The 13,208-nt window shown below is 45.3% G+C and carries 18 protein-coding genes and 1 other annotated feature; all 18 genes read left to right on the top strand.

Going from position 1 to position 13,208, the window contains the following annotated elements; genetic code table 11:
- The first annotated feature begins 164 nt into the window (after nt 1–164).
- The 18 genes from MHH52_RS26295 (at nt 165) to rplL (ending at nt 13,053) form a co-directional block, all read left to right on the top strand.
- Complete coding sequence (locus MHH52_RS26295; RefSeq protein ID WP_340005236.1) at nt 165–1,253, top strand: PIN/TRAM domain-containing protein; 1,089 nt, start codon at nt 165–167, stop codon at nt 1,251–1,253.
- Nucleotides 1,254–1,348: 95 nt separating this feature from the next.
- On the top strand, nt 1,349–2,047 hold the full coding sequence (ispD, locus tag MHH52_RS26290) for a 2-C-methyl-D-erythritol 4-phosphate cytidylyltransferase (protein WP_340005234.1): 699 nt from the start codon (nt 1,349–1,351) through the stop codon (nt 2,045–2,047).
- Nucleotides 2,044–2,532, top strand: a complete 489-nt coding sequence (ispF, locus tag MHH52_RS26285) for a 2-C-methyl-D-erythritol 2,4-cyclodiphosphate synthase (protein ID WP_340005232.1) — start codon at nt 2,044–2,046, stop codon at nt 2,530–2,532. The genes ispD and ispF overlap by 4 nt, the downstream gene beginning before the upstream one ends.
- A 53-nt stretch (nt 2,533–2,585) precedes the next feature.
- Entirely contained in the window at nt 2,586–4,049 is a 1,464-nt protein-coding gene (gene gltX / locus MHH52_RS26280) for a glutamate--tRNA ligase (RefSeq protein WP_340005230.1), read from the top strand.
- 258 nt (nt 4,050–4,307) lie between these two features.
- Nucleotides 4,308–4,463 (top strand): hypothetical protein, encoded by a 156-nt coding sequence (locus MHH52_RS26275; protein WP_340005228.1) that lies wholly within the window; start codon nt 4,308–4,310, stop codon nt 4,461–4,463.
- Between the two features lie 81 nt (nt 4,464–4,544).
- The gene (gene cysE / locus MHH52_RS26270) at nt 4,545–5,237 is read left to right on the top strand and encodes a serine O-acetyltransferase (protein ID WP_042192199.1); all 693 of its coding nucleotides are present in this window, start codon (nt 4,545–4,547) and stop codon (nt 5,235–5,237) included.
- 52 nt (nt 5,238–5,289) lie between these two features.
- The gene (gene cysS, locus MHH52_RS26265) at nt 5,290–6,696 is read left to right on the top strand and encodes a cysteine--tRNA ligase (RefSeq protein WP_313641339.1); all 1,407 of its coding nucleotides are present in this window, start codon (nt 5,290–5,292) and stop codon (nt 6,694–6,696) included.
- Nucleotides 6,693–7,127 (top strand): Mini-ribonuclease 3, encoded by a 435-nt coding sequence (locus tag MHH52_RS26260; protein ID WP_340005225.1) that lies wholly within the window; start codon nt 6,693–6,695, stop codon nt 7,125–7,127. The genes cysS and MHH52_RS26260 overlap by 4 nt, the downstream gene beginning before the upstream one ends.
- A 37-nt stretch (nt 7,128–7,164) precedes the next feature.
- On the top strand, nt 7,165–7,929 hold the full coding sequence (gene rlmB / locus MHH52_RS26255; RefSeq protein ID WP_042131237.1) for a 23S rRNA (guanosine(2251)-2'-O)-methyltransferase RlmB: 765 nt from the start codon (nt 7,165–7,167) through the stop codon (nt 7,927–7,929).
- Nucleotides 7,930–7,931: 2 nt separating this feature from the next.
- A complete protein-coding gene (locus MHH52_RS26250) occupies nt 7,932–8,453 on the top strand; it encodes an NYN domain-containing protein (RefSeq protein WP_313641337.1) in 522 nt (173 codons plus the stop codon).
- Between the two features lie 158 nt (nt 8,454–8,611).
- Nucleotides 8,612–9,256, top strand: coding sequence for an RNA polymerase sporulation sigma factor SigH (gene sigH / locus MHH52_RS26245; RefSeq protein ID WP_036680496.1), 645 nt, complete (start codon nt 8,612–8,614; stop codon nt 9,254–9,256).
- Nucleotides 9,257–9,647: 391 nt separating this feature from the next.
- Entirely contained in the window at nt 9,648–9,797 is a 150-nt protein-coding gene (gene rpmG, locus MHH52_RS26240; RefSeq protein ID WP_076099620.1) for a 50S ribosomal protein L33, read from the top strand.
- A 20-nt stretch (nt 9,798–9,817) separates the two neighbouring features.
- Complete coding sequence (gene secE / locus MHH52_RS26235) at nt 9,818–10,009, top strand: preprotein translocase subunit SecE (protein WP_036680497.1); 192 nt, start codon at nt 9,818–9,820, stop codon at nt 10,007–10,009.
- Nucleotides 10,010–10,030: 21 nt separating this feature from the next.
- On the top strand, nt 10,031–10,564 hold the full coding sequence (nusG, locus tag MHH52_RS26230) for a transcription termination/antitermination protein NusG (RefSeq protein WP_036680499.1): 534 nt from the start codon (nt 10,031–10,033) through the stop codon (nt 10,562–10,564).
- A 75-nt stretch (nt 10,565–10,639) separates the two neighbouring features.
- On the top strand, nt 10,640–11,065 hold the full coding sequence (gene rplK, locus MHH52_RS26225; protein WP_313641336.1) for a 50S ribosomal protein L11: 426 nt from the start codon (nt 10,640–10,642) through the stop codon (nt 11,063–11,065).
- 82 nt (nt 11,066–11,147) lie between these two features.
- Complete coding sequence (gene rplA / locus MHH52_RS26220) at nt 11,148–11,840, top strand: 50S ribosomal protein L1 (protein WP_313641335.1); 693 nt, start codon at nt 11,148–11,150, stop codon at nt 11,838–11,840.
- A 67-nt stretch (nt 11,841–11,907) separates the two neighbouring features.
- Nucleotides 11,908–12,060 (top strand) — a sequence feature (ribosomal protein L10 leader region).
- Nucleotides 12,061–12,124: 64 nt separating this feature from the next.
- Nucleotides 12,125–12,628, top strand: coding sequence for a 50S ribosomal protein L10 (gene rplJ, locus MHH52_RS26215; RefSeq protein WP_313641334.1), 504 nt, complete (start codon nt 12,125–12,127; stop codon nt 12,626–12,628).
- Between the two features lie 65 nt (nt 12,629–12,693).
- Complete coding sequence (gene rplL / locus MHH52_RS26210; RefSeq protein WP_042131233.1) at nt 12,694–13,053, top strand: 50S ribosomal protein L7/L12; 360 nt, start codon at nt 12,694–12,696, stop codon at nt 13,051–13,053.
- Nucleotides 13,054–13,208: the final 155 nt, after the last annotated feature.

Here is a 13,208-nt window from a genome sequence, read left to right as displayed (position 1 = left end):
AGGTTAAACCAATACAAATATAGCTAAAGGCTTTGTCGTCCCTCGAGGATGGCAAAGCCTTTTTGCAATTACAGCGCGAACTCAAGTTTATCGTCTTGGAAATTGGAACATACTGGTGAGGAATAGATCATTCAAGGATGAATAAAAAGGAGGTGCGTTAGGTTATGTGGAAAAAAGTGATTTTGTCTTTTGCTTTAATATGTGGAGCTTGGTCTGGTTTTTCGCTGTACCATGCGCTCGAAAGAGGATTCCCCAAGGGAATGGAAAAGCTGGGTGAAAGTTTACCTGTAGAGGGAAGCATTTTATTTACGGTGCTGGGTGCCATTATTTTTTTGTTTGCGGGGTCTTTATGCGCGGAATGGGGAGGTTCAAAACTGCGGGAGGCGGTTCTGTACTGTTCGCGTATACCAATGAATGAATTGGCTGCCGGTGCAGCTGGGCTTACAGGGGGGCTGCTGCTGTCTCTTCTGTTATATCCTGCGATGATTTGGCTTGGAAAAGCTGGGCAGTTGCTGCAGGTACCGGTTACGTTAGCTTTCGGATATATGGGGCTGCGGATCGGTCTTGAGAAAAAAGAGGAACTAGCAGCACTTTGGACAACTGGACGCTGGGGGCAAGCGGCTGAGCCGGAAGGCCGTGGGCTGGAGGAGCATAAAATCCTCGATACAAGCGTTATTATTGATGGCCGGATCGCTGACATTTGTAAAACTGGATTTATTGAGGGAACGATTGTTATACCGGAATTCGTACTTGAGGAGCTCCAGCATATCGCAGATTCTTCAGATCTACTGAAACGAAATCGCGGACGGCGTGGACTTGATATTCTCAATAAAATTCAAAAAGAGCTCGATGTGAAGGTGTTAATCTATGAGGGGGATTTTGAAGAAATCTCTGAGGTGGATAGTAAGTTGGTGAAGTTAGCGAAGGTACTGCGAGGTAAAGTAGTTACCAATGACTTCAACTTGAATAAGGTATGCGAATTGCAGGGAGTCTCTGTCTTGAACATTAATGATCTTGCAAATGCCGTGAAGCCCGTAGTGCTGCCTGGAGAAGAAATTGTAGTACAGGTCATTAAGGATGGTAAAGAGCATGGACAAGGCGTAGCCTATTTAGACGATGGAACAATGATCGTTGTGGAAGGCGGACGGGAATATATCGGGACTACGATGGAGGTTCTCGTCACGAGTGTGCTTCAAACTTCAGCTGGACGGATGATATTTGCTAAGCCAAAGCTCTTGGAAAAAGCACAATAAGCAAAGATAAAGTATTCTGCAACTGTCCTATGGGTTGGAAATGCCCGCCAAACACGTTATGATGGGAATATACGTGAAAGACAGGAGCCAGAGTAATGTCAAACAGTGTGGGCGTCGTCATTGTGGCGGCAGGCAGAGGAACGCGAATGGGGACTGCGGAGAGCAAGCAATATCTGTTACTGCAGGGTAAACCGATTATCGTTCATACGCTGGAGGTATTTCAGCAGCACGAATTGATTTCTGAAATCGTGCTCGTAACCGGTCAAGAGGATATTGAGCGCTGCCGGGAATGGATACAGCTCTATAAGCTGGACAAGGTTAAGGCTATAATACCTGGTGGATCTGAGCGTCAGCATTCCGTGCATAAAGGATTGTTGAAACTTACGACACACTGGGTAATGGTGCATGATGGTGTTCGTCCGTTTGTGCAGCCGAATGAAATTGAGGCATGTTACGAGCGAGCGAGGCAGATCGGTGCTTCAGTTCTTGCTGTACCAGTCAAAGATACGATCAAACAGGTGGATAACGAAGGCAAAGTAATGTCTACGCCGGATCGGCGAAGTCTGTGGGCGATTCAAACCCCGCAGACTTTTCGTCTTTCTGAATTGCTGGAAGCCTATGTGGCGGCGGAGCGGGATGGGTTTCTAGGTACCGATGATTCCAGCTTGGCGGAGCGTGCCGGTATTCAGGTTTCTGTGGTGGAGGGAAGCTACAGAAATATTAAGATTACGACACCTGATGATTTGGATTTTGCAGAATTCACAGAAAGAAACAGGGGAGAGGGACAATCATGATCGCTGTAGGACAAGGATTTGATGTACATCAACTGGTAGAGGGAAGGCCTTGTATTATTGGAGGAGTTACGATTCCTTATGAAAAAGGATTAGTGGGACATTCCGATGCAGATGTGCTACTGCACGCAGTAAGTGATGCGATTCTAGGCGCGCTTGGACTCGGTGATATTGGCAGACATTTTCCGGACACAGATCCAGCGTTTAAGGACGCTGATAGCTTGAAGCTATTAGAACAGGTGTGGACGCTTGCTCGCGAGCGTGGTTATAAGCTTGGAAATATCGATTCAACGATTATCGCCCAGAAGCCAAAGATGGCGCCATACATTCCGCAAATGACTGAGATTATCGCTCGTGCGCTTAATGCAGACCCGTCCAAGGTGAACGTTAAAGCTACGACTACTGAGCAACTCGGATTTGCTGGACGCGGTGAAGGAATTGCCGCACAATCTATTGTCTGTCTACTCCAAGATGTGATATCATCTTGAGATGGTCTAAGTAGTAAATCTAAGTTTTAACCATATGAAGCGGAGGGAATACAATGACGGATCAAGTCCGGGTGCGCTACGCACCGAGCCCTACGGGACATTTACATATAGGTAACGCCAGAACGGCGCTGTTTAACTATCTGTTCGCCCGTAATAAAGGCGGTAAATTCATTATCAGAATTGAAGATACAGACGTGAAGCGCAATGTCGCAGGCGGCGAAGAGAGCCAGCTTAAGTATTTAAAATGGCTCGGTATGGATTGGGATGAGAGTGTTGATGTTGGCGGAGAGTACGGACCTTACCGCCAGACTGAACGTCTGGATCTTTATCGTGTATACTGGCAGGATTTGCTGGATAGAGGTTTGGCTTACCGCTGCTACTGCACAGAGGAAGAACTAGAAGCGGAACGTGAAGAACAGACCGCTCGCGGAGAAACCCCTCGTTATTCCGGCAAACACCGTAATTTGACGGAAGAGCAGCGCCTTGCTTTTGAAGCTGAAGGACGAGTTGCGAGCATTCGCTTCCGTGTGCCCGAAGATCGTACGTATGCGTTTGATGATCTCGTAAAAGGCAGCATTTCTTTTGATACGAAAGAAATGGGTGACTTTGTTATTGTGAAGAAGGACGGAATTCCGACCTACAACTTTGCGGTAGCTGTTGATGATCATCTGATGGCTATTACCCATGTATTGCGTGGAGAAGATCATATTTCCAACACACCGCGCCAACTTATGATCTATGAAGCACTTGGCTGGGAACCACCTTTATTTGGTCACATGACACTTATTGTTGGCGACAACCATAAGAAGCTCAGTAAACGGGATGAATCGGTTATTCAGTTTATCGAGCAGTATGACGAATTGGGCTATTTGCCTGAGGCTTTGGTCAATTTCATTTCTCTCCTAGGCTGGTCGCCAGAGGGTGAAGAAGAAATTTTCAGTAAAGAAGAACTTATTTCTATTTTTGATGCGGACCGTTTGTCCAAAAGTCCGGCTGTATTCGATAAGCACAAGCTGGCGCATCTAAATAATCACTATATTAAGCATGCTGATCCTAAGCGGATCTCTGCGCTGGCTATTCCACATCTACAAAAGGCAGGAAGAATACCGGCCGAACTCACTGAAGAACAGCAAGTCTGGGCTGAAAGCCTTGTGGCGCTGTATCAAGAGCAGATGACATCTGCATCTGACATCGTGGAGCTATCGGAATTATTCTTCCGCAGTCATCTGGAGTTAGAAACGGAAGCGGCACAGGTTCTGGCTGAAAGCCAAGTGCCTGAAGTCTTGTCTGCTTTCCTAGCTAAGGTTGAAGCTTGTCAGGATTTCAGTGCTAGCAATATGGCTGTTCTGATCAAGGAAGTGCAGAAGGAAACAGGGCACAAAGGTAAAGCACTCTTTATGCCGATACGTGTGGCTTTGACCGGACAAACGCACGGACGTGATCTTAATATAACGATTGCTTTGCTCGGCCAAAACCGTGTCATCGAACGTTTGAAATCACAAATTAAAGGAGCTTAAGGTAGTATTACTTATCATTAAGCCTCTTGTCAGTCCCTTAGCTTTTACGCTAAGATAGAACCATATGATAATAGCTGTGATCAGGAGAAGTACGTCCATGAAGGCAATTGCCAGAGAGAATAACCGAGAAAGGGATACCCTTTCGGGCTGGGAGTTATTCATTTGTCCGGGGCAGAACATGCGCCTGTGAGCTGCACGGTTGAACGATCCTAAAGGCTCGTTAGATCGCGCCGGGTACATCGCCGTTAATGATGCCAAGTGGAACGAAGGAACTCTGCCGATGGTAACAACAGCAGTCTGTTTGATTCGTTCAAGCAGAGTGGAACCGCGGTTAAACGTCTCTGCAGCTTTATGCTGCAGGGGCGTTTTTTGTCTATATTACAAACCAAGCAAACACCCACAGCATATGTATGATAAGAATGATGGAGTGGAGACAATACCTTCCTTGTGCACCTGTAAACAGGAGATGGGGGAGTCAAGAAGAGAGGAACCGTGATGTTTAAGCATATTAAGTCGGACATTCGGGCTGTATTTGATAACGATCCTGCTGCCCGCAGCTGGTTCGAGGTTGTCTTCACATATGCAGGGTTGCACGCCATTTGGGGTCATCGGATTGCCCATTCTTTTTTCAAACGCCGCTGGTATACAATGGCCCGTATGGTCTCACAGTTTAGTAGATTTATGACCGGTGTTGAGATCCATCCCGGAGCCGTCATCGGAAACAGGCTGTTTATCGACCATGGTATGGGGATTGTTATTGGAGAAACCTGTGAAATCGGTGATGATGTTATTATCTATCAAGGCGTTACGCTCGGGGGAACAGGGAAAGAAAAAGGTAAGCGCCATCCCACAGTTGGCAACAATGTAGTTATTGGTTCTGGTGCGAAGGTATTAGGATCGTTTCGTATCGGCGACAATTCAAATATAGGTTCTAATGCGGTTGTGTTGCGTGAAGTACCGAATAACAGTACGGTAGTAGGGAATCCGGGTCGTGTAGTAAAACGTAACGGTGAACGTGTATCCGATCGTTTGGATCATACCAAGATGCCAGACCCGCTTGTGGATTCACTTCGCTTTCTGCAGAAAGAAATCGAAGAGATCAGAGAGAAGCTTGGCGAAGAAGATAAGCAAAAGACCGCACAGCGGCTGGTTGAAACTCAGCAGTATATTGGTGATTACGAAATCTAAGCATATCCGGTACTTAAGAAATCGGAAAGCGACAGAAAGGGTTGGGAATAGGATGGCTTTACAAATTTACAACACAATGACACGCAGCAAGGAGCAGTTTGTGCCCCAGGAGTCGGGCAAAGTGAAAATGTACGTATGTGGTCCAACTGTTTATGGATATATGCATATCGGAAATGCTAGACCTATTATTGTCTTTGATATGGTCCGGAATTATTTGGAGCAACTTGGCAATGAAGTACGTTATGTTACGAATTTCACGGATGTAGATGATAAACTGATACGCAAAGCAGAAGAAATGAACACTTCAGTAGCTGAGGTTGCGGAGATTTTCATTGATGCCTATCGTGAGGATCTCGAAGGGCTTGGAGTAAAACCAGCGACTTTGAATCCGCGGGTAACTGAAAGCATGGAGCTGATCATTGAATTCATAAAAGAGCTTGAGGAAAAAGGGTATGCATACGAGAGTGGTGGCGATGTATACTACCGTACTTCTAAATTTGAAGACTATGGTAAACTGTCTCGTCAGAATCTAGATGAATTGCAGTTTGGTATTCGCGTGGAGGTTGATTCACGTAAAGAGAAACCTGAGGATTTTGTGCTGTGGAAAGCAGCAAAGCCAGGTGAAGTGTACTGGCAGAGCCCGTGGGGAAATGGACGCCCAGGCTGGCATATTGAATGCTCGGCCATGGCAAGAGAGTTCTTGGGAGATACGATCGACATCCACGGTGGTGGACAAGATTTGCAGTTCCCGCATCATGAATGCGAATGCGCTCAGACAGAAGCGCTGACAGGTAAGCCACTCTCTAATTACTGGATGCATAATGGATTTATCAACATCGGTGATGAGAAAATGTCAAAATCACTTGGTAACGGTTGGCTTGTTAAAGATATTCGTAAGCAATTTAAAGCAGGAACCATTCGCTATTTCATGCTATCGACACATTATCGCAATCCGTTGAACTTCTCGGTGGATTCAATGACTTCAGCCGAAAAGAGCGTAGAACGTATCTCATTTGCAGAAAGTAACGTTAAGCATCGTCTTGAACTTGCTGCTGAAGGTGCTAAAGGTGAGGTGAGCTTAGAGATTAATGATAAGTTGTCTGCTATTGTGGCTAATTTTCATGCTAGAATGCAGGATGACTTTAATACCCCTGATGCGATCACCGCTATGTTTGATTGGGTGAGTCTTGCCAATCATACCCTTGCGAATAATGAGGCAGCCCCTGCTGATTTTGCTGCGCTGCTGCAAGCTTTTGGGGAAATGAATGCTGTGCTGCGTTTGACACCTGAGCTTGAAGAAGAGATAGCGAGTGAAGAAGTTGAACGGTTGATCGCGGAGCGGGTTGAAGCGCGTAAGAATAAGAATTGGAGCCGGTCTGATGAGATCCGTGATGAATTAGGTCGCTTGGGCATATTGCTTGAGGATACTCCCCAAGGAATGCGGTGGCGGCGTAAATGAGCGAGGAACGCAATTTTCAGAACGGATGGTTTCCTTACGAACCTTCCAAACCTGCGCGACTCCTCTCGCCAATCGTGCTTGCCTATGTAGGAGATGCTATTTACGAAGTTTCGGTTCGCCAGTATTTAGTATCTCTTCCGAATTTGCGCCCAAACCATTTGCATCGCTCTGCTACAGGACTTGTATCCGCTAAGGCACAGTGTGCAATTCTGGTTTTTTTGGAGCCAATTCTCACAGAAGAGGAAAAAGATGTCGCCCGTCAGGGGAGAAATGCTAAATCGGGAAGTATTCCTAAGAATGCGGATGTGCTTGAATACCGTCATGCTACTGCTTTTGAGTGCCTGATTGGTTACTTGTACTACACAGGTCAACAGGAGAGAATACAAGAAATTGTACACAGTGGAATACAGTTTATGTTGAATCAGCCTTGATAAGGCTTTTGCGAAATAGAGAATAGGAGAAGTGAACATGGAAGAAGATTTGAAGACAGAAGAGGAAATATTGGCTGGGAAGCATTCAGTGCTTGAGGCGCTTCGTGCTGGTCGTACATTAAATAAAATATGGATTGCAGAAACGGCTCAGAAGCATCTGACAGCACCAATCGTCGCCGAAGCACGTAAGGCGGGGATTGTCATTCAACATGTGGACAAGCGTAAGCTGGATCAACTCGCTCCAGGAGTGCAACATCAAGGGGTAGTTGCTCAAGCGGCACCTTTTGCCTATGTTGAGGTGGATGATCTGCTGGCTGCAGCAGAAGCCAAAGGAGAGCCCGCATTCTTAATTTTACTGGATGAGATTGAAGATCCACATAATCTGGGCTCCATTTTGCGGACAGCAGATTGTACTGGAGTACATGGGGTAATCGTACCTAAACGCCGTTCGGCTCAAATTACTGCTACCGTGTCCAAAACATCTGCAGGTGCCGTGGAATACGTTCCAGTTGCACGGGTCACAAATCTGGGTCAGACCATTGACCGTCTTAAAGAACAGGGAGTCTGGGTAGTAGGTACGGATGTGGATACAGATCAGAATCTGTTTGGATCTAATATTTTCACAGGACCGGTAGCTGTTGTAATCGGTAATGAGAATAAAGGGATGGGACGCCTGATTCGTGAGAAATGTGATGTGCTGCTCAAGCTGCCGATGGCCGGAAAGATCAATTCATTAAATGCCTCTGTCGCCGCAGGAGTCATTATGTATGAAGTGGTACGCCTTCGGCAACAGCAGGGATAACTATGGCCGACTGGCGCGATGTGCTGCTTGTGGACGGGTACAATATGATCGGTGGCTGGCCGGAACTTGCGGCACTGTCCCAGATTGGTATGCAGGAAGCACGCGACCGCTTGATGGATTTGCTGGCTGATTACCAGGCTTACTCTGGACGACGAGTTATTGCTGTCTTTGATGCATATCGCGTTCCGGGATTGGGAAGGTCATTTGTCCAGGGCAAAGTCCAGGTGTTTTTCACCAAGGAAAAAGAAACCGCAGATGAATGCATCGAGCGGCTGGTTGGGGAATTTAGCAACCGGCGCCGGCAGATCTATGTTGCAACGAGTGACTTTGTGGAGCAGCATATTATTTTTGCCCAAGGTGCACTGCGGATTTCTGCAAGAGAACTACTCCTAGAAATTCAGGAGAACCAGAAACAAGTAAAAAAGGCTATCGAACCGGGGAGTATCAGTTCTACACGTCATTCTTTGGGAGACAAGCTGCCTCCTGATGTGCGGAGTAAGCTGGAAAATTGGCGTAGGCAGTGACAAGTGGGAAGATTTAGGTAAAATTTTTATTCCATTTTATGCTATTCTAGATTGTTTTTGGACAAATCCGGTTGACGGTGTAAGGTAACATAATATATACTGATCCTATATTTCGCGAAGTAACGATGTGTCTTGCGTTGCAGCCGGGGGGATTCTTGGTGAGTGTCGACCTCAAGGAAATAATGCTGTCTGAGTATGATTTCATAAGTGATGAAGATATTGTCGAGGCTTTCCGTGGTGGCGACAGTGGCGCATTGGAACACTTAATTAATAAATACCGTAATTTTGTACGTGCTAAGGCCCGCTCTTATTTCTTGATCGGGGCAGACCGTGAAGATATTGTACAAGAAGGAATGATTGGTCTATATAAGGCTATTCGTGACTTTAAAGGTGACAAGCTCTCTTCATTCAAGGCATTTGCTGAGCTCTGCATTACACGACAGATTATAACCGCTATAAAGACGGCCACTCGTCAGAAGCATATTCCGCTCAATTCTTATGTTTCTTTGGACAAGCCCATTTATGATGAAGATTCCGACCGAACGCTTATGGATGTCATTTGTGGAACTCAGGTTCTAGATCCAGAAGAGCTAATTATTAATCAAGAAGAATTCATCGGACTTGAAGATAAGATGGCGGAGATTTTAAGTGACCTAGAGCGCAAGGTTCTGATGTTGTATTTAGACGGACGATCTTATCAGGAAATTGCTGAAGATCTTAAGCGGCATGTGAAGTCTATTGATAACGCTTTACAGCGAGTAAAGCGGAAATTAGAAAGATATCTAGAAGTACGTGACAATTAATGATATAATGTACACAAGAGGGCTCGGACATCGAGTTCTTTTTTTTAGTCTCATGAAATTGCTCGGATAGAATTAGGAACTAACACCATAAATTCCTATTTGAGTCGATTTTAGTCGTTGCCGTTGAGGGTAGGTTTATACACAGTCGGAATGCCCCATAATGATTAGGAAGACAGCGAAGTGTGAGGAAGAGATAGACCCAAAGACAGGGTACGGCCATATGACTATAACACCCGAAATTACCCAGTGCAGAACGGAATTCTTTCGTTGACACAGACCTTGACATTATGCTAAAGTGTTTTAGGTAGGCCTAAATTCGCGGCTTTTTTTAGGATCAATATTTACGTCTTCTAATTGTTTAGTTAGAAGGACGTCTCGGGAGGTGCACATCATGCGGGTAATTATCACTTTGGCTTGTACAAGTTGCAAACAAAGAAACTATGCGACTACCAAAAACAAGCGAAATCACCCCGACCGCATGGAGATGAAGAAATTTTGCAAGTATTGTAACTCGCAAACTCCTCATCGCGAAACCAGATAGTCTGTGGAGGTGTAGTCGGCATGAAACGTAGTTTCAAGTCTATGTTTTCCTTTTTCACTGAGAGCTGGAGTGAACTCAAAAAAGTTCGCTGGCCAAGTCGTAAAGAATTGACCAACTATACATTGATCGTTCTCGGTACAATTGTAGTTGTCGCTATTTACTTCTGGGTTCTGGACATCGGTATTTCCGCTGTGATTGAAGCGATTATTTAGAGAGGTCCCAGGTGGCTTGATATGGAAAAAAGATGGTATGTCGTTCATACCTATTCTGGGTATGAGAATAAGGTCAAGGCCAATTTGGAAAAGCGCGTTGAGTCCATGGGCATGGAAGACAAAATATTCCGCGTTCTTGTTCCTATGGAAGAAGAAATCGTAAACAAAGACGGTAAGAAAAAAACCGTTATGCGTAAAGTTTACCCGGGTTATGTTTTGGTGGAAATGGTTCAGACTGATGATTCCTGGTATGTTGTCCGCAATACTCCGGGCGTTACTGGATTTGTTGGTTCGACAGGCTCAGGGTCTAAACCAACAGCTTTGCTTCCGGAAGAGGTAGAACAAATTCTGAAGCATATGGGCATGGTTGAACCTAAAGCGAAGATTGATTTCGAAATCAAGGAATCCGTACGTATTATGGTTGGTCCGTTTGCGAATTTTGTGGGTTCCGTGGAAGAAATTTTGGCTGACAAGAGCAAGATTAAAGTGCATGTTAACATGTTTGGACGGGAAACCCCGCTAGAGTTGGATTTCACTCAAGTGGAGAAAATATAACATAAGCTAAGGGTTTCTTGTGGGAGAGCGCTAATGGCGTTCGAAGACCACTATTTTTGCAAGGAGGTGTCACTCATGGCTAAAAAAGTTATTAAAATGGTGAAACTGCAGATTCCTGCAGGGAAAGCGAATCCAGCGCCTCCAGTAGGTCCGGCGTTAGGTCAAGCAGGTGTCAACATCATGGCATTCTGTAAGGAATTTAATGCTCGTACTGCCGACCAGGCTGGCTTGATCATTCCGGTTGAAATTACAGTATTTGAAGACCGTTCCTTTACTTTCATCACTAAAACTCCTCCGGCTGCTGTTCTGCTTCGCATCGCTGCTAAAGTAGAAAAAGGATCCGGTGAACCAAACAAGAAAAAAGTAGCAAAAATCAACCGCGCAGCGGTTCGTGAAATTGCTGAAACAAAAATGCCCGACCTTAACGCTGCAACTGTAGAAGCTGCAATGCGTATGGTTGAAGGTACTGCTCGCAGTATGGGTATCACAATCGAAGACTAGTAGTTTTCGAAGAATCGGTCATTCGTGACCCGCAAGTATGTGGGAGGAATTTCCGCTAACACCACAAAGGAGGAACATTTTCATGGCTAAACATGGTAAGAAATACCAAGAAGCTGCTAAGCTGATCAACAGCGAAGCAACTTACGAGCCTTCAGAAGCTGTAGAGCTTGTGAAAAAGGCAGCGACTGCGAAATTCGACGAAACCGTTGAAGCAGCAGTTCGTCTGGGTGTAGACCCGCGTAAACAAGACCAAGCAGTTCGTGGTGTTGTTGTCCTGCCTCACGGCACAGGTAAAACACAACGCGTGCTTGTATTTGCAAAAGGTGAAAAAGCGAAAGAGGCAGAAGCTGCTGGCGCGGATTTTGTTGGTGATCAAGACATGATCAACAAAATTCAACAAGGCTGGTTTGAATTTGATGTCTGCGTAGCTACACCTGACATGATGAGTGAAGTCGGTAAATTGGGTCGTCTGCTTGGTGGTAAAGGTCTTATGCCTAACCCTAAAGCTGGCACAGTTACATTCGATGTTTCCAAGGCTGTGCAAGAAATCAAAGCCGGTAAAATCGAATACCGTCTCGACAAAGCAGGTCAAATTCACGCGCCAATCGGCAAAGTGTCCTTTGATGCTGCGCAATTGAACGATAACCTTAAAGCTCTTATCGATGCTTTGAACCGTGCGAAACCAGCTGCTGCTAAAGGTGTATACCTTAAAAGCATCTCGATTTCTTCCACAATGGGACCTAGCGCTCGTGTGAACACAACCGTCTTCAGATAAATAAAGGTTGACTCTTTGAGTCGATTTTGATAATCTATAGTAGTTGTGAAACTTAAGGTATCAATCTTAACCTTGAATATGCTTACCGTAGACAGTAGGTGCCTTAGTGCTTAATTCCCTACCGAGGTGTTGTGATAGAAACAAGAAGTAACGAGTTCGCTCGTATAACTTTCGTTTTATCAAGCCTTCGTGATTCTGCGGAGGCTTTTCTAATGCCTGCGTAGGAGCGGTGATGCTTTCCTTGGAAAGAACGCCGACACATAAATTTTCAGGAGGTGTATACATTGGCAAATACAAAAGTAATTCAAGCAAAACAGGATGCGGTTGACGTCGTTACTGCTAAACTGCAAAACAGTCTTTCGACTGTTGTAGCGGACTACCGTGGATTGAATGTTTCCCAAGTGACTGAACTGCGTAAGCAACTTCGTGAAGCTGGCGTTGAGTTTCAAGTCCTGAAGAACACATTGCTACGTCGCGCAACTGCTGCGGCTGAGTTGAGTGAGTTGGATGAAGTTTTGACTGGTCCAACAGCTATCGCATTCAGTACAACTGATGCGGTAGCTCCAGCTAAAATTTTGAACGATTTCGCCAAGAAAAACGACGCTTTGAAATTGAAAGGCGGCGTTGTAGAAGGTCGTGTCATTGACGCGGACCAACTGAAAGCACTGGCTGAGCTTCCATCCCGCGATGGTTTGCTGTCCATGCTGCTTAGCGTACTTCAAGCTCCAGTGCGCAACTTCGCGCTTGCAGTTAAAGCTGTTGCTGAAAAAGAAGAACAAAGCGCGTAAGCCTTTGACTCTTGCAGCATAATCAATACCAAAAACAAATTTAAATATAAAATGGAGGTTCAATCATGAGTAAAGAAGCAATCTTGGAAGCAATTAAAGGCATGAGCGTATTGGAACTGAACGACCTGGTTAAAGCAATTGAAGAAGAATTCGGCGTAACAGCAGCAGCTCCAGTAGCAGCTGGCGGTGCGGTAGCAGCAGTTGCTGAAGAGCAATCCGAATTTGACGTAATTTTGACAGGCGCTGGCGCTTCCAAAATCAACGTTATCAAAATCGTTCGCGAAATCACAGGCCTTGGCTTGAAAGAAGCTAAAGACCTTGTAGACAACGCACCAAAAGCAATCAAAGAAAAAGTAAGCAAAGAAGAAGCCGAAGCTACTAAAGCAAAATTGGAAGAAGCAGGCGCAGCTGTAGAAGTGAAGTAATTCCTTCTATACTGAAAACCCCTTGAACTTGTTCAAGGGGTTTATTTTATAAAAATATAAGGATAAAGTATAAGTTTCACACTATACTTTATCCTTATATTTCTCGCATGAACACTTACCGTCCTTATAAGGACACCAAAGGCGTTTATGCTTGA

Origin of the sequence: Paenibacillus sp. FSL K6-0276, from assembly GCF_037977235.1 — a bacterium.
In the GTDB taxonomy this organism is placed as follows: Bacteria; Bacillota; Bacilli; order Paenibacillales; family Paenibacillaceae; genus Paenibacillus_AQ.
This window is presented reverse-complemented; position numbering and strand designations above follow the sequence as displayed.